Here is a 20,320-nt window from a genome sequence, read left to right on the forward strand (position 1 = left end):
GCGCCGTCGACTTTCGCTGCCTTGTCTTGCTTGGCCCTGCCATTTCGAAACGTTTCGCCGCCTCTCTATGCATCATATCTACGGAATATCGCGGTTTTTCGCAAGAATTGAAATGAGGTAATCTCGCGTGACCAGATAGAAGCTTGACAGGATCGAAACGTTTAGAATAGCGTTCATGAGGTCAGACGACGACGGAAGGGAGGCCGCCTTTGTCATGGAGCACGGAAATTCCATCGCTCGTGGGGATGTTGCGGCGGCGGACCGTTCGGATGTCGTCCTGAGCGCCGAACGCGTTTCCAAGAGCTTCGGCGGCATTGCCGCCTTGGTCGATGTCGGTTTCGAGCTGCGGCGCGGCGAAGTCCATGCCTTGATGGGTGAGAACGGCGCCGGCAAGTCGACGCTGATGAAAATCCTTTCCGGTGTCTACACGGGTTATGAAGGCACGGTTCGCGTCGACGGCGTAGCCGCGAATTTCGCCGGCGTGCGCGACGCCGAGGCCGCCGGCATTGCCATCATCCACCAGGAGCTCAATCTGGTTCCCGAACTCAGCGTCGCCGACAACATCTTTCTCGGACGCGAGAAGCTGATCGCCGGGCTGATCGTCGACCGCAAGGCGAGCAGCCGCGCCGCCAGCGCCCTTCTGCAGCGGCTGGGCATCGAGCTCGACCCGGAAGCCCGTGTCGGCGCCTTGCGCGTCGGCGAACAGCAACTGGTCGAGATCGCCAAGGCGCTGTCGATGTCGGCGCGCATCCTGATCATGGACGAGCCGACCTCGGCGCTTTCTCCAGCCGAATGCCAGAGGCTGTTCCGCATCATCCGCCAGCTTGCCGACAGCGGCGTCGCCATCGTCTACATCTCGCACCGCATCGACGAGGTCATGCACCTGGCGGGCAGGGTCACGGTGTTTCGCGACGGACGCCACGTGCTGACGCGGCCCATGGGCGAGCTCGACGAGAACGCCATCATTTCGGCAATGGTCGGGCGAGACCTGCTGGCCTCCTCGGAAGAGGAGCGCCGTTCCGGCGGCGAAGTCGTGCTTTCCGTCGAGAACCTGTCGCTGACGAAACCCGACGCCCATGGCTGGCGCACCGTGATCGACGGCGTCAACTTCGAACTCGCCGAAGGCGAGATCCTTGGCATTGGCGGGCTGCTGGGTTCAGGGCGCACCGAGATCCTGGAGGCGATCTTCGGCTCGAGCGATGGCCGCACCGGCGGCGAGATCCGGCTCGACGGCGCGCCGGTCGAGATCCGCTCGCCGCGCGATGCCAGGCGCCTCGGCATTGCGCTGGTGACCGAGGACCGCAAGACCCAAGGCCTGCATCTCCAGGCTTCCATTACAGACAACGTCGCATTGCCGCTGGTCGGATCGCTGGCGCGCTTCGGCATCCGTTCGCTGGCCGGCGAACAGGAGCTGGCGCGCCACGCGGTCCGGGCGCTCGGCATACGCTGCGAGGACATCGACCAGCCAGCCGGCACGCTGTCGGGCGGCAACCAGCAGAAGGTCGTCATCGGCAAATGGCTGGCGACACGGCCGCGCGTGCTTCTTCTCGACGAGCCGACGCGCGGCATCGACGTCGGCGCCAAGCGCGAGATCTACGATCTCATCTTCAAGCTTGCGCGCGACGGGCTGGCCATTGCCGTCATCAGCTCCGAATTGCCGGAACTGCTGCACCTCTCCGACCGCATTCTGGTGATGGCCGATGGCCGCCAGACCGGCATCCTTTCCCGCGATGCGGCGAGCGAGGAGGCCATCATGCGTCTCGCCGCGCCGCGCCGCACGATTTCGAGACCTGCCGCATGACCGCCTTGAAACTCCTGTCCCGCACCAAGCTCTATTGGGGCCTGATCGCCATCTTCCTGATCGGCGTGCTGGGCTCGCCGGTCAGCTCCAAGGGCAACAACATCTTCCTGTCCTACGGCAATCTGCTCGACGTGCTGCGCCAGGTGTCGACCACCGGCCTGATCGCCACCGGCATGACGGCGGTGATCATCACCGGCGGCATCGATCTTTCGGTCGGTTCGCTGATGGCAATCTGTTCGGTGGTCTGCGCCATGCTGCTGACGGTTCCGGGCGTGACGCCGGGAGTGGTGCTTGGCGTGCCCACCGTCGCCGTGGTGGCGCTCTGCCTCGGCTTCATCGTCACCCGCTTCATCTTCCTCAATCTCGAAAAGTCGCGCGCCGGCGCCGATGCCTCGCGCGACGCAAGGCTGGGCCGCGCCCGCGGCCTGGTCACGCCGGCAATCGTCGGCGTGGTCCTGTGCTGTCTTTCCCTGTGGTACCTGCTGCCGCAGGTCGAGCCCAAATTCGGCGTCCTCGGCGTGCTGCTGGTCGCGCCATGCGTGGGCCTGCTGTTCGGTGCGCTCAACGGCTTCATCATCGTTGCCGGGCGGCTGCAGCCCTTCATCGTCACCCTGGCGATGATGGTGACGGCGTTGGGCATCGCCCGGCTGACCGCCGGCCAGAACAATGCTGTGCTGCCGGTCTATACCGGCTCGAACGCCACCGAGGATTTCGAGCTGCTGCGCTCGATGGTGTTCGGCGTCATTCCGATGCCCGGCCTGTTCTTCCTCGGCGCCATCCTGATCTATGGCGCGGTGCTGCGCTTCACGCCGTTCGGCCGCTATGTCTACGCCATCGGCGGCAATGAGGAGGCGGCCAGGCTTTCCGGCATCGCCGCCGGCCGGGTCAAGATCGTCACCTACGCCGTTTCGGGCCTGCTCGCCGGCATTGCCGCGGTGCTCTATGTCGCGCAGTACCGGCAAGGCAAGCCCGATGCCGGCGCCGGCCTGGAGCTCGACGCCATCGCCGCCGTGGTCATCGGCGGCACCAGCCTGATGGGTGGGCGCGGCAGCCTCACGGGGACGTTCTGCGGCGTGCTGATCTTCGGGCTGCTGTCCAACATATTGCAGCTCCACAACATCAATTCGAACCTTCAGCTGGTGCTGAAGGGGATGATCATCATCGGCACAGTGCTCGTGCAGGAGCGCAATGCCGGTGATCTCCTAGCCTATCTGCGCCTGCCCGGAGCGGCGCACAAGGAAACGGCCGCGGCAAAACGGCCGTCGCAAGAGACCCGGTCTCTCAATCTCGGAGGAAACAAGAAATGAAACGACGTGACACGCTGAAGCTTGCCGCCCTTGGCGCGGCATTGCTGACCACCACCGCGCTGCTCTCCACCGGCCACGCCTTGGCCCAGGACAAGAAGTGGAAGATAGGCTTCTCGCAGGTGACGACCATCGAGCCTTGGCGCGCGCAGTTCAACAAGGACATACTGGCCGAGGCCGCAAAGCACCCCGAGGTCGAGCTGATCATCACCGACGGCGAGGACAAGACCGAGAAGCAGGTCGCCGATGTCGAGAACCTGATCCGCCAGGAGGTCGATGCGTTGCTCGTGTCGCCGAAGGAATCGGCCGGCCTGACCGGCGTCGTGCAACAGGCAATCGACGCCAAGATCCCGGTCTTCGTGCTCGACCGCAATGTCGACACCAAGGACTACACCCAGTTCGTCGGCGGCGACAACAAGCTGATCGGCCGCGCGGCCGGCGAATATGCCGTCGAGCTGCTCGGCGGCAAGGGCAAGGCATCGGGCAATGTCGTCGAGATCTGGGGCGGCATGGGCACCCAGCCGGCGCATGACCGCCATGACGGCTTCCATGAGTTCACCGACAAGGAGCCGGGCATCAAGTACCTGCTCGACCAGCAGTCGGGCGACTGGAAGCAGGACCAAGCCTATAATCTGATGGCCAACGCGCTGAAGAGCAATGAGAAGATCGATCTCGTCTACGGCCACAACGACCCGATGGCCTATGGCGCCTATCTTGCCGCCAAGGATGTCGGCCGCGAGAAGGACATCAAGTTCATCGGCATCGACGGCCTGCCCAACGAAGGCGTGCAGATGGTGAACAAGGGCGAGCTGACGGCGACCTTCACCTATGTCACCCCGGGCGCCGAGGGCCTTCGGCAGGCGATCAAGTTCCTCAATGGCGAGAAGGTGGAGAAGACCATCACCTTGCCGACGCAGAAGATCACCAAGGAAAACGCCGCCCAGGTGCTGAAGGACAACGGCCTCTGAGATTTCGCCGGAGATAAGCGCCGGCCCAAGGTCCAGGTTCTTCGTCCCAGGACAGCTTGGCGCCCTTCCTCTCCCCCGTCGATCGGGGGAGAGGTGTCGAGCGAAGCTCGACGGAGTGGGAGTCGACCCTTGGGGCGGTGCAGGAAGGTTCTTGCGCCCTGGTCCCCTTTCAATATCCGTCGGCGGCGGTGGCCAGGTGGTTCCCGTCCGGAGGGAGAGGAAAGGACCTCGTCGCCGGCCTACGCCAATTTCGCCAGCAGCTTCATGAAGGTGGCGATCTCCCTGGCCGTGAGCGGTGCCAAGGTTTCCTCGGTAATCTCGCGCGCCAGCGGGATCAGGCGTTCGATCGCCTCGCGCCCTTCGGCGGTCAAATTGACCAGCAGCCGCCGCTTGTCGCCCTCGTGCTTGGAGAGCTCGACAAGGCCGCGCGCCTTCAGCCGGTCGATCACGCCCTTCACCGTCGCCGCATCCATGGCGATCAGCGTGCCGAGCTGGTTCTGCGAAGTCTCGCCGACATCGCGCAGCTTGGCCAATGCCGCGAATTGCGGTGGCGTCAGGTCGCCGATATGGGCAGCGAAGATCGAGACGTGGCGCTGATGCGCCTTGCGCAGGATGAAGCCGACCTGCTCCTGCAGGTGGTAGTCCTGATCGTCCGCCTCCTCGACCTCGACCAGCTTCAGCAGATTGTCCTCGCCGCTCACCGCAGCCCGTCCCATGCCTTGATGTCGTCGGCGGCCAGGCCGCCCATGCGATTGTGCACGCGCGGACCGCAGGTCATGGCGAGGCAGAACAGGATCTCGTCGGGACGCGGTCCGTCGCTGACGCCGACTTCCATCGCATCGAAATGGCTGCGCACATAGGCGGCGTTGATGTGGCCGAGAGGCACATCCAGCCGCGAGCCGAAGGCGCCAACCTTCTTGGCCGACGGCACGATCGCCTTGGCGTCGCCGAGCCGCTCGCGCATGGCGTAGCCGCCCGGCACATGCCAAAGCGCGCCATGCTCGAGTTCGCCCGATATGCCGACGATGGCGCCTTTGCCATAGCCGTCGATCTGCTTCACGTCGCCACCCAATGCCGCGATCAGCTGGTCGGCGAGCAGCAGGCCAAGCGGCTTCAGATCGTCCATGGCGCTCTGCAATTCCTCGACATAGCGCCCGGCGAACGGGTTCTTTACCAGCGCCATGGCGGCGGCACGGCGGCGCGGCACCTTGGCCTCCGGCCCGCCCTCATGAAAGATCTCTTCGGTCAGCACCACGATCTTGCGGATCGGAAACTCAGGCATGGGCAACTTCCTTCCCTGGACTTTTGTCGGGCGCGGCAAGCGCCATTGAGCCCTCGATGCGGGTCTGGCCGGCGAGGAACAGCGCCGATGCGGCGATCACTCCCCTACGGCGGAAATCTTCGGCGACGGCAAGTCCGCTGTCCAGCGCCGTGGCAATCTCTTTGGCAGAAAGCGGCCCGACCTCCTGCGTCACCAGCCTGTCGCCAAGGTCGTTGTCCGGTGCCAGATCATGCGCGGGCACACGCCGAATAGCGGGATGGTGGGCCAAGTCGACGGCATTGGCGATCAGCGTCGCCGCGGCATCGGCCTCTGCGCCGGTCCTCGCCAGCACGGTGACGGCGTCCGCGATGCCCAGGGAAAACGAGCGCCCGCGCCAGCCGCTGGTGGCCACGCCTTGCACGCCGTCCTCGGCGCGGATGACGATGCGGTCGGCAAGGCCATGGCCGGTGCCGGCAATGGCAAGAGTGATCGACTGGCCGGTACCGAGATGAAGCGCGCTGTCGCCGCCATTGTTCACGTAGGCGCGATCGAGTTTTCGCCCGGCAATCAGAGCGGCAAGTATTTCGTCGGCTACCGAACCGGCGACGGCTGCCATCGGCGTGATGAAGTCGTCCGCCAATGGGGTAACTGCCGCTTCCATGCGCCGCGCCGTCGGGCCGGCGAAGGCGCGCGGGCGCAACGCGGCCGGCCGGCGCAACTCGGGCAATTCCTCCACCAGTTCCGGCAGAATGGTCTGGAACCGCGCCACGGCCTGCTCACAAGCCCGCCGACATTCGCCTGGCGTCCCAAAGGCCTCGACGATCAGGTCGATCGGCCCGTGGTTGAGGTGCAGCCGCCTGCCGTCCCCGAGCCAATGCGCTTGCGGGCCGTTCATCGTCATCCGGCCCCGTTCGCGGGCGCGCGCCGCAACTGCGCCAGCGGCGGCCATGGGTTGCCGGCCGGCGCACCGTCGCCCCGGCGCGCGTTCAGATACTCGCCGCCCTTGGCGACGACATCCTCTACGCTGCGGATCTCGGCTTCGTAGCCGCCGAGCCTGATATAGTCGTCGCGGCGCAGCGTGAATTCGATGGGCGCCACCAGCGCCGGCGTAGGCACATAGCCGAAGGCGCCTTCCGGCACGCGCGTCACATCCACCATCAGCGTGATGCCGCCGCCCGGCCAGACATAGACCGGCGCGCCGCCGACCGTCACATAAGTGGTCAGGCCCTGCACGGAACGCGTCAGGTTGACGGGGTTTTCGGTGACGCCGGCGCGCAGCGAACCGCCGGCGCCGCCGATGAACAGCACGGTGCACAGCGCCGGTTCGCAATTGTCCTCGATCAGCCTGACCGACTTTTGCAACCGTTCCGGGAACGGCTTTTTGACAGGCTTCAACTGGTCGTCGAGTTCGTAATAGGCGAACTGCTCGCCGGTGGTCGAAACCATCAGCAGCGACAGGCCGGGCCGCGCGCCCTTCTTGGCATTCCATTCGCCCAGGATCGACAGCGGGTCAGATATGCTGGTGCCGCCCCAGCCGAGGCCGGGCTCGGAGACCTTGAAATAGCGCCCAGGCGTCGAGCGGCGGCCGATGATCTTTATCCCCGTGTCCTGCCAGCCCAGCACCTTGCCGGCCTGATGCTCCGAGACGACGCCGGTTATGTGGTCGTCGACCACCACCACCTCGTCGACCAGCCCGCGCCATTGGGTGGCGAACATGCCGATGGTCGCCGAGCCGCAGCCGACCCGCATGCGGTGCTCCTGCTTGCCGTCGATGACGGGCGGTTTGCCGGCTTCGACTGTTATGGTGGCGCCGCCATCGATGGTCAGTTCCACCGGCTTGCGGTTGCACAGATCGAGCAGCGCATCGCAGGTGGCGCGGCCTTCGGCCTTGGAGCCGCCGGTCAGATGATGCACGCCGCCCAGCGACAGCATCTGCGAGCCATATTCGCCTGTCGTGACATGACCGATCGCCTCGCCTTGCGACCGCACGACAGCCGTTTCGGGTCCGATATGACGGTCGGTGTCGATCTTCACCTTGACGCCGCAATAGGAGAAGATGCCCTCCGTCACGACGGTGACGAGATCGACGCCCTCGACCTGCTGGCTGACGATGAAGGGCGCCGGCTTGTAGTCGGGATAGGTGGTTCCGGCGCCGATCGCCGTGACGAAGCGGCGGCCGGTGTTGACCAGTTCGCCGTCCCAGGCCTCGCCCTCTGCGATGAAGGGCACGACCGCGCCGCCGATCTCGGCGGTATGATCGAGAATGGTCAGCGGGTCCATGCGCACGATCCGGCCGCCGGCATTGCCGTAGCGGTCGCAAGCGCCGGTGCGGCCATCTGATATGTAGCACATGACAGGGCAGGCATCGCAGCGGATCTTCTCCGCCACCAGCTTCTCGCCGGGATCATGGGTTTCGAAGCGTTCGGCAAGCTCGCTCATCGGCATGCCTCCTTCTCGCGGATGGCGGCGCGGATGGCGGCGCGGATGCGAGTCGGCGTCGCCGGAACTTTGGTGATCGCAATACCGGTCGCATGGCGGATGGCGTTGAGGATCGCCGGCGCGGTCGGGATCAGCACATGTTCGCCCAGGCCCTTGGCGCCGAACGGCCCCTCCGGGTCTGGCACCTCGATCAATATCGTCTCGATCGGCGGCACGTCGCCGATGGTCGGAATGAGATAATCGTGCAGATTCTCGGTGCGGCCGGGAATATACTCTTCCATCAGCGCCATGCCGATGCCTTGCGCGATGCCGCCCTCGATCTGGCCCTCGGCCAGCAGAGGGTTGATCGCCTTGCCGACATCGTGCGCGGCTGTGATCTTGACCAGCTTGACCGTGCCGAGCTTGAGGTCGACCTCGAGCTCGGCGATCTGCGCGCCGTAACCATAGACCGCATAGGGCTTGCCCTGCCCTTTGCCGTCGAGCGGCAAGGTCGGCGGGTCGTAAGTCTCCTCGGCGCGGAAGACGAAGCCGTCTGCATCCGCTTCGAGGGCGCCAAGATGGACGCGGCGGATCGCTTCGCCCTCGCATATGATAATCGTCGGCCCGTCGAGTTGAAGCGACGCCTTTTGCGAGACATTGGCAAAACGCAGGATCTCATCGCGCAAGGCACGGCCGGCCTTCTCGGCCGCCTTGCCGGTGACGAAGGTCTGGCGCGAGGCCGAGGTCTTGCCGGCATCGGGAGTGATCGCGGTGTCGGCGCCCTTGAGCCGGAAATTCTCCAATGGCAGGCCGAGCGCGTCGGCGCAGATTTGCGTGATGACGGTGTTGGAGCCCTGGCCGATGTCGACGGCGCCCTGGTGCAGGATGATCTCGCCTGACGCCGCAATGCCGACCCGGATGGTCGACGGATTGGGCAGCGAGGTGTTACCGCAGCCATACCAGCAGGAGGCGATGCCGACGCCGCGCTTTTTATCCACGTTGGCACCGTTGAAGGCATCCGCGTCAGCCACTGCACGCGCCCAATGCGGACGCAGGGCATCGAGGCATTCGGCGATGCCGACTCCCGACTCCAGAAGCTGTCCGGTGACTGTTTCGGATCCGTTACGAAGGCAGTTTCTCAAGCGGAAGTCGAGCCGGTCGATGCCGAGCTTGCCGGCCAGCTCGTCGTACAAGGTCTCCTGCATGATGGTCGCTTGCGGCACGCCGAAGCCGCGGAAAGCGCCGGAAATCGGCCCATGCGTATGCACGGCGCGGCCTTCGGCGCGGTAGTTCGGGGTCGCATAGGGACCCGAGGCATGCACCGGCACGCGGTTGGCCACGGTCGGTCCCCAGCTCGCGTACGCCCCGGTGTTGAAATCGCCTGAGAAAATCATGCCCGTGACATGGCCCTCGGCGTCGGCGCCGATGGTCGCTTTCATCTGCGCCGGGTGGCGCTTGGTGGTCGACATCATCGATTCATTGCGCGTGTAGGCAAGCGCCGCCGGCCGCCCGGTCCTCATCGCCACCAGGCCGACCAGCGGTTGCAGGGACACGTCGAGTTTGGAACCAAAACCGCCGCCCGTCGCGGTCGGCACGATGCGCACCTTGTCGACGGGCAGGCCCAGCACCTTCGCCGTGTCGTCGCGGTCCATATAGGGCGCCTGCGTGCAGGCGACGACGACCAGCGTGTCGCCATCCATATAGGCATGGCCGGCTTCCGGCTCGATATAGGCATGCTCGACATAGGACGTCTCGATCGCACCGGTCACGGTGACAGCGGCATCGGCAAGCGCCGTCTCGGGATCGCCGCGTTCGACGAAGCCCTTGGTCAGAAGGTTGGCCGGGCGGTTCACATGGATCAGCGCCGCTCCTTCGGCCTGTGCCTCGCAAGGCTGCAACAGATGTGGCAATTCGGTCCAGCGGATCGGGAAATCCGACAGGTCGAGATCGAGCATCGCCTCGCGCTCGCCGGCAACAAGCGCCACCGCCTCGCCGCGAAACCGCGCCAAGCCTTCGGCGAGAGCCGGCTGGTCGGCGAACGGACCGATGACGCCGAAACAGTTCTTTCCCGGGATATCGGCCGCCGTGAAGACGCCGGCGATGCCGGGACGAGCTTTTGCCCAGCCGTCGAGGTCGCCGAAGGCGAAGCTGGCATGGTAGTGCGGCGAGCGGATTACCAGCACCGCCAGCGCATCGGCCGGGAACGAATCGCCGCCGAATTTCTCACCGCCGGTCACCTTCGGCACGCCGTCGAGCCGGATCGGGGAGGAGCCAATGGCGTGACCGGACCGAGGCAGACGGAAATCCAGGCTTGCAGCCTGGGCGGAGGCATCCATCACAGCAGCGACGATCTTCCGGTACCCGGTGCAACGGCAGAGGACACCACCAAGCGCGTCCTGCACTTCGATCTCGCTCGGCCTGGCTTTCTTGTCCAGCAGGGCCGTCGCCGCCACCAGCAGGCCCGGCGTGCAGATGCCGCACTGCGCCGCACCATGCGCCAGGAAGGAGGCCTGTAGTGCCGACAGCCGGCCATTGGCGAGCCCTTCGACCGTCGTTACCGACGCTCCGGCGGCCGACGCCGCAGGCATCAGGCAGGCGCAGACCGGATCGCCATCGACCAGCACCGTGCAGGCGCCGCAGTCGCCGGCGTCGCAGCCGACCTTGGTCCCGGTCAGCAGCAATTCATCGCGCAGCACCGCAGACAGCCGGCGCAGCGGCGGCACGTTGACCGAGACGGCGGCGCCGTTGACCGCGAAGGTGATCTCCGCGCGTGCCAGGCCAACTGCATCACTGCCGGATAGGGCCCCGCCGGGTCGAGCCTGGCTGATGTGAGGCTGAGCTTTGTTCATGCCGCCACCCTGTCACCGCTCATCGGCCCCGCCGCCGCAAGCACGGCGCGGACAACGATTTCGCGCGCCGCGTCCTGCCGGTATTCGGCGCTGCCGCGCACGTCGCCGATCGGCGACAGCTCTTCCATCGGCGCGGCGAGGACCGCTGTGGCCAGCCCATGATCCGCCGCCAGTCCGCGCAGGGCCGCCTCGACCCCGCCGAGCCGCTTTGCAACAGCCGAGCAGGAACCGACGGCGACCGCCGCTTGCTCGACGATGCCGTCCTGCACGACCAGGCGTGCCCCCACCATGGCGATCGAGATGACGAGATAGCGCCGCGCGCCGAGCTTGACGAAAGCCGACATACCCGCGCAGGCCGCTTTCGGCACGCGGATGGCGGTTACCATCTCGCCGGGCCGCAGGTCCGTGCGGCGATTGCCGAGGATGAATTCCCGGAGCGGCAGGTGGCGCACCGCTTGCGCCGAGCGCAGTTCTATCTCGGCGTCGAGCACCAGCAGCGCCGGCACGCCATCCGCGGCCGGCGAAGCGTTGCAGAGATTGCCGGCGATCGAGGCGACATTCTGGATCTGAACGGACCCGACCTCCCGCGCGGCCGCTTTCAGCGCATCGAAGGCCGGCGGCAAGGGATGGCGAACGATATCGGTCCAGCTGGTGCGCGCCCCGATCTGCCAGTGCGTTTCCGTTTCCGCAATGCCGCGCAGCGCGGCCAGCCCGTTGATGTCGAGCACATTGTCGCGGAAAGGCTTGTTGCCTTGCGCCGGGTAGAAGTCGGTGCCGCCGGCAAGGATGCGCCACGAAGCTTCGCCAAGCAGGGCGAGCGCCTCGTCGACCGTGGTGGGTTTCGCGTAACGGATCACGCTTTGCCTTCCCAGAAAAAGGGCCTTTCCGAGGGAACTTGCCGGCGTCCGGGCCCGGCTTAAATTCATTCGTATGCAAATGATATCAAGTCGGCGGAAATTGTCAAAGCCGGAGTTTGCGCAGCACCCGCACGGCTGCCGCCGCCACGCATTTGTTCTCCGCAAAATCTAGGTGCTGGGGCGCCCTTTGCGCGTTCGGGGTTGCGCCCGGCGCTCTAATGGTTGACGCGGCCCGCCATCTGGTCAAGTTTCTCCCTCCGGTCGCGCCAGCGGCTTTCTTTCGCCGGGATCCCCTTGGGAGCCCGCGCCCGATACCGACAGGAAGGAACCCCATGGCCGAAGAAGCGCTTGTCGTCATCGACCTGCAGAACGACTTTTGCCCTGGCGGCGCGTTGGCTGTGACCGGCGGCGACGAGATCGTGCCGCTGGTCAACGACCTGATCCGGCGAACCGATCATGTCGTGCTGACGCAGGACTGGCATCCAGCCGGCCATTCGAGCTTTGCCTCAAGCCATCCAGGCGCCCAGCCTTTTGAAACCATCGAGATGCCCTACGGCCAGCAGACATTGTGGCCTGACCATTGTATCCAGGGCAGCCTCGGCTCGGATTTTCACTCGGGTCTTGCCTGGACCAAGGCCGAGCTCGTCATCCGCAAGGGATTTCGGCCTGATATCGACAGCTATTCGGCCTTCTTCGAGAACGACCACACGACGCCGACCGGCCTTGCCGGCTATCTCAGGGAGCGCGGCATCGACAGTCTGACCCTGGTCGGCCTGGCGACCGATTTCTGCGTCGCCTTCTCGGCGCTCGACGCGGTCAAGCAGGGGTTCAGGACCACTGTCAGGCTCGATGCCTGCCGCGGGATCGACCTCAACGGTTCGGTCGAGACGATGCTGGCGAGGATGCGCCAAGCAGGCGTGACGCTCGAAGACCACGCGGCGGACTAATCGCATCGTGGGGGAAAAGAGGGGGTTCATACCGGTAGCGACGGCTTTGATGGCAAGCGCCGTGGTGGCTGTCGCGATGCTGTTGCCGGGAACGGCCTTCGCCGCGGAAGAGCACGGCCTGCCAGGCCGGACGATGTCGCTGTGGTGGGCACTGCCCTTTGCCGGGCTGTTGCTGTCGATCGCCACGGGACCGCTGCTTTTCAACCATGTCTGGGAGCATCATTACGGCAAGATTGCTGCATTTTGGGCGGCTCTCGTGGTGGTGCCGCTCGCATCGGCCTTCGGCACGACGGTGGCGACGGAAGCGGTGCTGCATGCGCTGCTCACCGAATACATGTCGTTCATCATTCTCCTGTTCGCGCTGTTCACCATTTCGGGCGGCATTCTCGTGGCCGGCAACATCCACGGCACGCCATTGGTCAATGCCGGGCTGCTGCTCATCGGCGCCCTGCTCGCTTCCGTCATCGGCACTACCGGCGCCTCGATGATCCTTATCCGGCCGCTCATCCGCGCCAATGACAACCGGCCGTTCAACGCCCATGTCATCATCTTCTTCATCTTCCTGGTGTCCAACATCGGCGGTTCGCTGACGCCGCTCGGCGACCCGCCGCTGTTCGTCGGCTTCCTGCGCGGCGTCGATTTCTTCTGGACCACCGCCAACCTCTGGCGCGAGACCCTGTTCGTCAGCGTCGTCGTGCTCGCCGTCTTCCTGGCGATCGACACCACGCTGCATCGCCGCGAAATGGGCGCGCCAAAGATCAAGGACCCGACGCCGGACACGAAAGTGCGCATCCGCGGCCTGCCCAACCTGCCGCTGCTGGCCGGCGTGATCGGCGCGATCCTGCTTTCGGCCACATGGAAGCCCGGCATCGGTCTTTCCATTCAGGGGGTGGACCTCGAGTTGCAGAACCTTGTGCGCGATGTCGTCATCCTGGCGCTTGCCTTCGTTTCGCTGGCCGTCTCGCGCAAGGAGTATCGGCAGGCGAACGGTTTCAACTGGGGGCCGATCGCGGAAGTGGCGAAACTGTTCGCCGGCATCTTCGTCTGCATCGTGCCCGTCGTCGCCATCCTGAGGGCCGGCCACGAAGGCGCGCTGGCGCCGCTGGTCGCGCTCGTCACGTCAGCGCAAGGCATGCCCAACGATCTCGCCTATTTCTGGCTGACCGGAGCGCTGTCGTCCTTCCTGGATAACGCTCCGACCTACCTGGTGTTCTTCGAGCTGGCCGGCGGCGCTCCCCGGCATCTGATGACGGAGCTCGCTTCGACCTTGGCGGCGATCTCGGCGGGTGCGGTGTTCATGGGCGCCAACACCTATATCGGCAACGCGCCGAACTTCATGGTCTACGCCATTGCCCGGCACCGCGGCGTGAACATGCCGGGTTTTTTCGGCTACATGGCATGGTCGGGCGCGGTGCTGATCCCGACGTTTTTGATCGCCGGGTTTTTGTTCTTTGGATAAGCCCACGATGGCGCCAAGCGGTTGACGCGGAACGGCTACTAGGGAGATAGTGCTCAGCCTACGCCGACATAGCGCCTGACCGCCGACGGGTCGGCGCGCAACGCCTCGACATCGACCGTCTCGCGGTTGCGGCCGTTCTCGATGAAGGCGACGCGGTCGGCTACCGACAGCACGGCGTCGACCCGCTGCTCCACCAGGATGGTGGAAACGCCCAGTTCGCGCAGCTTCGCCACCGTTTCGCGGATTTTTGCGATCATCGACGGCATCAGCCCTTCGGTCGGCTCGTCGAGCAGTAGCACCTGCGGTTCCAGGCAGAGCGCGCGTGCCATGGCCAGCATCTGCTGCTCGCCGCCCGACAAGGTGCCCGAGCGCTGCCTGAGCCGCTGGCGCAGCAGCGGGAACAGGTTGAGCACGTTTTCGCGCACGGCCTTCCCCTTGCCGCGCGCCATCAGCCCGATCTCGATGTTCTCCGCCACCGTCATTTCGGCGAACAGCCGCCTGCCTTGCGGCACATAGGCAATGCCGGCTTTGGGCACCTCGTGGGCGGCCAGGCCGGTCAATTCCTGGCCTGCGAGGCTGATCGAACCGGCACTCGCCCGGACCAGTCCCATGATGGCTTTCAGCGTCGTCGTCTTGCCGGCGCCGTTGCGGCCGAACAGGCACAGCACCTCGCCCTTGTTCAGCACCAGGTCGAGCCCATAGAGCACCTGGATCTCGCCATAGAAGCAGTCCAGTCCCGCGATCCGCAACGCTTGCGTCTTGCTCGTCTCGGTCATGGGGCGGTCCCCAGATAGGCTTCCTGCACCGCCGCATTTTCGCGGATCGCCTCCGGCGTGCCCTCTGCCAGGATCTTGCCGGCGTTGAAAACGGTGATGCGGTCGGCAAGCTGCATGACGACAGGCATGTTGTGCTCGATCAGGAGCACGGTGGCGTCGCTGGCGATCTCGCGCACCAGGGCGATGAAATTGTCGATCTCGCTGTCGGCGAGCCCCTGCGTCGGCTCGTCGAGGATCAGCAGGCGCGGCTTCAGCGCCAGGCCCATCGCCACCTCCAGCAGGCGCTGGTGGCCATAGGACAATTGACCGGCCGGCATATGGGCGCGGTCGGCCAGCCCAGTGCGTGCGAGCGCCGACATGACAGCGGCCTGTATCGCGCTCTTGGAGTGGCCATGCCGTAGCGTCAGTTGCACTGGCAGCGCGGCGTTGGCGTAAACGGACAGGTTGGCATAGATGCTGGTGATCTGGAACGTGTAGGCAATGCCTTGGCGGACCCTGACATAGGCCGGCAGGCCGGTGATGTCGGAGCCGTCGAAAACGATCGATCCGGACGAGGGCGGGATTCGGCCGCTGATCAGGCTGACGAAAGTGGTCTTCCCGGCACCGTTGGGGCCGATGACGGCGCGGATTTCGCCCGGCACCAAGGTGAAATCGACGCTGTCGACGGCGCGCAGGCCGCCGAAATTGCGCGACAGGCCTTTGGTGGTCAGAAGCGGCGTCATGGCAGCCATCCGAGCCAGCGCTGCCGGATGCCGCCCAGAATGCCTTTCGGGAAGAACAGCACCAGCAGGATCAACGCGACGCCGACGATCAACAGGTAGGCGGAGGTGAAGCCGCTGGTGACGTCGATGACATAGTACATGAACAGCGTGCCGATCAGCGGTCCGAGCGTGGTGGCGGCGCCGCCGAGCAGCACCCACAGCAGCGGCAGGATCGAGTACTGTACCGAGGCGAAGCTCGAGCCGACATAGCCGAACAGCAGCGCATAGGCAGCGCCCGACGCCGCGCAGATGGCGCCGGAGACGACCACGGCGGCGAGCTTGTTGGAGAAGGTGTCGTACCCCAGCATTTTCGTCCGTTCCTCGTTCTCGCGGATGGCGACCAGCACGCGGCCGCATCGGGAGCGGACGACGGCCAGCGTGACCAGAAGCACGAGCGAGAACAGCGCCAGCGCGCTCATGTAGCGCACCGTCGGATTGGTGAGATCGAGCGATGTCGCGCCGAAATTCAGGACGCGTGCCGGCTGCGGCACCACCATGCCCTGGTCGCCGCCGGTCCACGCGGCAAAATAGAGGATGAGGAGATAAAAGACCTGCGCGAACATCATGGTGACGATCATGAAGGCGACGCCCGTGGTACGCAGCGCCAAGAGCCCGATCACCAGTGCCAGCACCGCCCCGCACGCGATGCCGCTCAACAAAGCCGCCGGTACGCTCCAACCAAGCTGGATGACGGCGAGGCCGGCGCCGTAGAGGCCGGCGGCAAAGAACATGGCATGCCCGAGACTGAGCAGTCCGACATAGCCGAACAGCATGTTGTAGCCCATGGCGAAGACCGCCAGCACCATGATACGAGCGACGAGGCCGTGATGATAATCCGGCAGCACGAAGCTCAGGACAAAAAGCAGCGCAATGACGCCGAGATGCAAGCCATAGGCTTTTGCCGGCGAGGTCTCGCTCATCGCGTCGTCGTCCCGAACAGGCCCTGCGGCCGGAACACCAGCACCATGGCGACCAGCAGCGTGGCGATGATCTTGGCCAGCGTCGGCGAGAAGAACATCGAGATGATACCGTCGGACAGGCCGATCAGCACGGCGGCGATGACGGTTCCGCGCAGCGAACCGAGGCCGCCGATGATGACGACGATGAAGGAAAGCAGCAGCGGGTCCTGCCCCATCAGATAATGCGCCTGGCTGATCGGCACGATCAGCACCGCCGCAATGGCCGCGAGCATGGCGCCGAGCGCGAAGACGCCGCCATAGACACGATCGACAGGGATGCCGAAGGCCTGTGCCGTCTCGCTGTCATACTGCGTGGCACGCATGACGAGGCCGACCCTGGTGCGCGTCAGCACCAGCCATGTCACGACGAGCAGAAGGACGGATGCCGCGATGATCGACAGCTTGTAGCCCGAATAGCCGAACCACGGCAGAAGGATGCGATAGCTGAAGGGCGGCTCTACCGGGCGCGCTTCCGGACCATAGAAGGTCAGCGCCAGCTGCTGGATAATGTAGAGCATGCCGATGGTGGCGACGATGGTGGCTTCCGGATTGTAGTTCAGCCGGCGCAGCACCAGCCGCTCGGCCACCAGTGCAAGGGCGCCGACGACCAGCGGTGCGATGATAAGTGCCGCCAGGAACCCGAGCGCCGGATGGCCTCCGATCGCAGTCGTGATCGCCCAGGCGAGCACGGCGCCCAGCATGAAGAACTCGCCATGCGCGACGTTGACCACGCGCATCACGCCGAACACCAGCGACAGGCCGAGCGCGGTCAGCGCCAGCACGGCGGATGTGACGAGCCCTTCGAGGGCGGCAAGGAGGAGGTGGGGTCCGAAATGCATGGGTTAGGCACTCACCGATAGCGCAATCGCGCCCCTTGAGAGGGGTGAGAAGCGGTCCGCGCAGCGGACGGAAAGCCAATTGCTTGGCTTTCCGAACGACGAACGCCCGGAGCGACAGCGAAGGGCCGGGTCCGGCAGGACAGAGGGGGGTGGCTTGGCGCTCACGCTTGCTGTTGAGCCGGCCTATAACGCCTGCGTCGTATAATCCCCCTCGGCCTCGTAAAGCCCGTCCTCGATCTTGGTCTTGTGCACCACCTTGAGCTTGCCGCCGTCGACCTTGGAGATGTTCTGGATGCCGAAGCACTGGTGGATCTTGCCGTTGAAGGTTTTTGGCCCCTGCGGATGCTCCGGACCTTCGGCGAATTCGGTCAGCGCCTCGGTCGCCTCGACCAGCTTGGCGCGGTCTTCCGGGCCCTTGTAGCCGGCGTCTTCCATCGCTTTCTTGACGACGTAGAGCGTCTCCCAGCAGCCGAACATGTGCGCGGCGGTGGAGACATCCTTGGGGTCGCCGACGGCCGCGCCATTGTCGTCGATGCCGACGGCGGCGCGATAGGTCTTCTGCGCCTCGGAATCGTCCGCCTGGGCATAACGCGGCGAGCCTTCCCAGAAATGACTGCCGTCCAGGAATTCGAGCCCGGGGCTGTTGATGTCGACGGCTTCGAGCGAATCGATGAAGCCGAACAGCTGCGGCCGGTTGGAGCCGTAGAACTCGCCAAGCTCCTTGACGAAGGTGAGCACCGCCGGGCCGACCATGACGTGGTAGATCACCTCGGTCTCGGCAGGGATCTGCGGGAAGTATTTGGTGAAGGAGCTCTCCGTCGGCGGAATGGCGATTTGCGCGATGACCTCTGCGCCCTGCGCCTTCAACGCCGGCGGGAGGTAGTCGCGGTGGTCGTAGCCGAAAGCAAAATCGGGGAAGATCTGTGTCACCTTCTTGCCGGCATTGGCCGCGATCCACGGCGCCATCGACTGGATCTGGCTCTTTACGTCGGTGATGCCGGGCTGGAAGACATAGCGGTTGAGCTTGGTCGAGGCGACATGGTGGCCTTCGCTGACGACGAAATAGGGCATCTTGGCTTCGCCGGCGGCGGGTGCCGAGCCGATGACGACATGCGAGAACAAGGTGCCGAAGACGATGTCGGTCTTGTGCTGGGTGGCGAACTTGCCGACCACCTCGGCACCGCGGCCGGGATCGGTGCCGTCATCCTCGATGATGACCTCGACCGGCCGGCCATTGATGCCGCCGGCCGCGTTGATCGCCTTGACCGCCGCGGCCGTGGTCTTCTCGTACCAGCGGCCATAGGCGGCGCCGATGCCGGTTCGGTGCGACTGGAAGCCAATCTTGATCGGGGCGGAGCTTTGCGCCTGGGAGTAGCGGACGAAACCGGGCGCGACCGCCAGGCCGGCGCCGGCGGCCAGACCCTTCAGCGCGGTGCGGCGGGTGAGACCGGCCTTGGAGAGATCGAAAAACCCATTCTTGTCAGTCACGGCAGTTCCCCTGTTTTTGAGTTTTGACCAATGGCTGGAACGTAGCAGACCGCGTCCTGCGGACGGCCGAAATTGCATGTGTACAAACTAAATCACCAAAGTCCGGACACGGCAATGCCGTTTCCCCAGGGGGATCCCGGTTTATTTCCACCGCGTCTAGCCAACGGTCGGCGTGGCGAGCAGCCAGAGGCCGAAGACGGTGTAGGCGATCATCAGCAAGGTGAGCGGAAACTGGCTGAGCGCGGCGCGGGCGGGAACCGGATGCAGGCGTGCGGCGAAGCCGTGGGCGACGAGCACGGCAAGCAGATGACCGAGAATGATGGCACCGGCCTGGATGTTCCACAGCCACCATGCCGAGCCCGCGCCGGCGATGATGCCGGCTTCGATCTGCATGTCGGCGGTGCCGAAAAGGTTCCAGCCGAGCGCAAACGGATCGGACAGTGCCGCAAGCGCATACTGGCCGTCGACCAGCAGCGCCGTCAGGTAATGCGCGATGTGGTAGGCGAGCGCGATCGGCACGATCGACCAGACCAGCAGCCCCGTCGCCTCGCCAAGCCTGTGGCCGTCGCCGGCGAGCTTCTGGCCGACGACCACGGCAAGCAGGAAGACCGCCGCAAGCAGCATGAATGTCAGGACGAGGCCAAAACTGCCGCTGCCGATCACCGCCGTGCGGCCGGGGAATTCAAGCGGATTGATGCCGAACAGGCCCAGCCAGAAGAAGGTCTTCGACAGGCCGTCATAGGAAACCGAGGACAGGGCGAGCAGCAGGAAGGCCACGCCGCTTGCCGGCAAAGGCGCGGCGGTCAGCAGCTTGGCGCCCGGCCAGCATAGCGCAAGCCGGCCGCGCTCGTCGCGCACGAGCGGCGCGAAGCGTGCCACCATTGAGAAGAAGACGGTAAGGAACTCGCCGCTGCGGGCCCACGCCCCATAACCGAACGACAGCATCGCCAGCAAGGTGAACAACCAGTAGAGGCCGGCGGCCCGGGCCAGCCGTGTCGGATCGTCGGGCGCCGGATCGATGAGCTCGAACCAGGCAAAAGCGAAGAACAGGATAACAGCCAGCCAGTATCCGAGCCATGATGGAAGGCGCCTTGCCGCTTCATCGCCTCTGCCGACCAGGCGAGACAGGAGACGCACCGGCCCGTACCAGGGATTGAGCCAGGACCAGAGGTCGCCGAGGAAACCTTGCAGCAGCGTGAAGCCGGCCCACAGCAGTGTCCAGATCACCAGAGGCAGCGGGTTGGAGAGCGGATCGCGGCTGCCGAGAAAACCCGCGGCAATGAGACATGCAAAGCCGGCAAAGGATATCAGGCTGGCAGCGGTGCGGGCATCATCACCCAGTGTGAACAGTGGCAGGCGCCGCCGCCAGAAACGATCGAGCCGATGCGCCGGCAGCAGCGCCAGCACGAGGAAGCTTGCGGCCACGGCGAAAGCGCCGCCGATCAGGTAATAGCCGGTCGGCAGGAGCAGGACGTGGCCGCGGTCCGAGGCGTGGGCGAAGGCTGGGGTGGGTGAGAGGAGCAATAGAGCGATAGGCAAAAATGCTAATGACCGACGACGGCACTCTACGGCGCCCCCCTCTGTCCTGCCGGACATCTCCCCCTCAAGGGGGGAGATTGGCGGTTTCTCTGTC

17 protein-coding genes are annotated in these 20,320 nt (G+C 65.2%); 5 read left to right on the forward strand and 12 right to left on the reverse strand.

All coding sequences use genetic code 11. The annotated features are described in order from the left end of the window. Positions 1–214: 214 nt before the first annotated feature. Genes FJ426_RS04310 through FJ426_RS04320 form a run of 3 tightly spaced genes read left to right on the forward strand, consistent with a single transcriptional unit; the run spans position 215 to position 4,073 of the window. Positions 215–1,801: a sugar ABC transporter ATP-binding protein gene (locus tag FJ426_RS04310; protein ID WP_140559289.1), complete on the forward strand. Its 1,587-nt coding sequence runs from the start codon at positions 215–217 to the stop codon at positions 1,799–1,801. Further along, positions 1,798–3,108 (forward strand): ABC transporter permease, encoded by a 1,311-nt coding sequence (locus FJ426_RS04315; protein WP_140559058.1) that lies wholly within the window; start codon positions 1,798–1,800, stop codon positions 3,106–3,108. Before FJ426_RS04310 ends, FJ426_RS04315 begins: the two co-directional genes overlap by 4 nt. Further along, positions 3,105–4,073: a substrate-binding domain-containing protein gene (locus tag FJ426_RS04320; RefSeq protein WP_140551609.1), complete on the forward strand. Its 969-nt coding sequence runs from the start codon at positions 3,105–3,107 to the stop codon at positions 4,071–4,073. Before FJ426_RS04315 ends, FJ426_RS04320 begins: the two co-directional genes overlap by 4 nt. A gap of 239 nt (positions 4,074–4,312) precedes the next feature. Here FJ426_RS04320 and FJ426_RS04325 read toward each other — a convergent pair whose 3' ends face one another. From FJ426_RS04325 to FJ426_RS04350, 6 genes are read right to left on the reverse strand one after another with little or no spacing between them, the layout of a single operon-like run. Further along, positions 4,313–4,774 (reverse strand): MarR family transcriptional regulator, encoded by a 462-nt coding sequence (locus tag FJ426_RS04325; RefSeq protein ID WP_140493433.1) that lies wholly within the window; start codon positions 4,772–4,774, stop codon positions 4,313–4,315. Then, positions 4,771–5,355: an amino acid synthesis family protein gene (locus FJ426_RS04330; protein WP_140559057.1), complete on the reverse strand. Its 585-nt coding sequence runs from the start codon at positions 5,353–5,355 to the stop codon at positions 4,771–4,773. Before FJ426_RS04330 ends, FJ426_RS04325 begins: the two co-directional genes overlap by 4 nt. Next, entirely contained in the window at positions 5,348–6,229 is an 882-nt protein-coding gene (locus tag FJ426_RS04335; RefSeq protein ID WP_140559288.1) for a UPF0280 family protein, read from the reverse strand. The genes FJ426_RS04330 and FJ426_RS04335 overlap by 8 nt, the downstream gene beginning before the upstream one ends. Before the next feature lie 2 nt (positions 6,230–6,231). After that, positions 6,232–7,773 carry a 6-hydroxynicotinate reductase gene (locus tag FJ426_RS04340; protein ID WP_140559055.1) on the reverse strand — a complete coding sequence of 514 codons (1,542 nt, stop codon included), beginning with the start codon at positions 7,771–7,773 and terminating at the stop codon, positions 6,232–6,234. Next, on the reverse strand, positions 7,770–10,601 hold the full coding sequence (locus FJ426_RS04345; RefSeq protein WP_140559053.1) for a molybdopterin-dependent oxidoreductase: 2,832 nt from the start codon (positions 10,599–10,601) through the stop codon (positions 7,770–7,772). Before FJ426_RS04345 ends, FJ426_RS04340 begins: the two co-directional genes overlap by 4 nt. After that, positions 10,598–11,458: a xanthine dehydrogenase family protein subunit M gene (locus tag FJ426_RS04350; RefSeq protein WP_140824743.1), complete on the reverse strand. Its 861-nt coding sequence runs from the start codon at positions 11,456–11,458 to the stop codon at positions 10,598–10,600. The genes FJ426_RS04345 and FJ426_RS04350 overlap by 4 nt, the downstream gene beginning before the upstream one ends. A 332-nt stretch (positions 11,459–11,790) precedes the next feature. On the opposite strand from FJ426_RS04350, the gene pncA reads away from it, so the two are divergent. Both pncA and FJ426_RS04360 read left to right on the forward strand, forming a co-directional pair. Beyond that, on the forward strand, positions 11,791–12,405 hold the full coding sequence (gene pncA, locus FJ426_RS04355; protein WP_140491392.1) for a bifunctional nicotinamidase/pyrazinamidase: 615 nt from the start codon (positions 11,791–11,793) through the stop codon (positions 12,403–12,405). A 49-nt stretch (positions 12,406–12,454) separates the two neighbouring features. After that, the gene (locus tag FJ426_RS04360) at positions 12,455–13,864 is read left to right on the forward strand and encodes a sodium:proton antiporter (RefSeq protein WP_140559048.1); all 1,410 of its coding nucleotides are present in this window, start codon (positions 12,455–12,457) and stop codon (positions 13,862–13,864) included. Between the two features lie 53 nt (positions 13,865–13,917). Here the strand turns inward: FJ426_RS04360 and FJ426_RS04365 are convergent, their stop codons facing one another. The 6 genes from FJ426_RS04365 to FJ426_RS04390 all read right to left on the reverse strand — a co-directional run bounded on the left by FJ426_RS04365 (position 13,918) and on the right by FJ426_RS04390 (position 20,283). Next, positions 13,918–14,640, reverse strand: a complete 723-nt coding sequence (locus tag FJ426_RS04365; protein WP_140514341.1) for an ABC transporter ATP-binding protein — start codon at positions 14,638–14,640, stop codon at positions 13,918–13,920. Next, entirely contained in the window at positions 14,637–15,362 is a 726-nt protein-coding gene (locus FJ426_RS04370) for an ABC transporter ATP-binding protein (protein WP_140559046.1), read from the reverse strand. The genes FJ426_RS04365 and FJ426_RS04370 overlap by 4 nt, the downstream gene beginning before the upstream one ends. Then, positions 15,359–16,321 (reverse strand): branched-chain amino acid ABC transporter permease, encoded by a 963-nt coding sequence (locus tag FJ426_RS04375; protein ID WP_140559043.1) that lies wholly within the window; start codon positions 16,319–16,321, stop codon positions 15,359–15,361. Before FJ426_RS04375 ends, FJ426_RS04370 begins: the two co-directional genes overlap by 4 nt. After that, complete coding sequence (locus FJ426_RS04380) at positions 16,318–17,199, reverse strand: branched-chain amino acid ABC transporter permease (protein WP_140554619.1); 882 nt, start codon at positions 17,197–17,199, stop codon at positions 16,318–16,320. The genes FJ426_RS04375 and FJ426_RS04380 overlap by 4 nt, the downstream gene beginning before the upstream one ends. Before the next feature lie 183 nt (positions 17,200–17,382). Next, positions 17,383–18,687 (reverse strand): ABC transporter substrate-binding protein, encoded by a 1,305-nt coding sequence (locus FJ426_RS04385; RefSeq protein WP_140514345.1) that lies wholly within the window; start codon positions 18,685–18,687, stop codon positions 17,383–17,385. Positions 18,688–18,843: 156 nt separating this feature from the next. Beyond that, positions 18,844–20,283 carry a hypothetical protein gene (locus tag FJ426_RS04390; protein WP_140559041.1) on the reverse strand — a complete coding sequence of 480 codons (1,440 nt, stop codon included), beginning with the start codon at positions 20,281–20,283 and terminating at the stop codon, positions 18,844–18,846. Positions 20,284–20,320: the final 37 nt, after the last annotated feature.

This window comes from Mesorhizobium sp. B2-6-4 (genome assembly GCF_006441495.1).
In the GTDB taxonomy this organism is placed as follows: domain Bacteria; phylum Pseudomonadota; class Alphaproteobacteria; order Rhizobiales; family Rhizobiaceae; genus Mesorhizobium.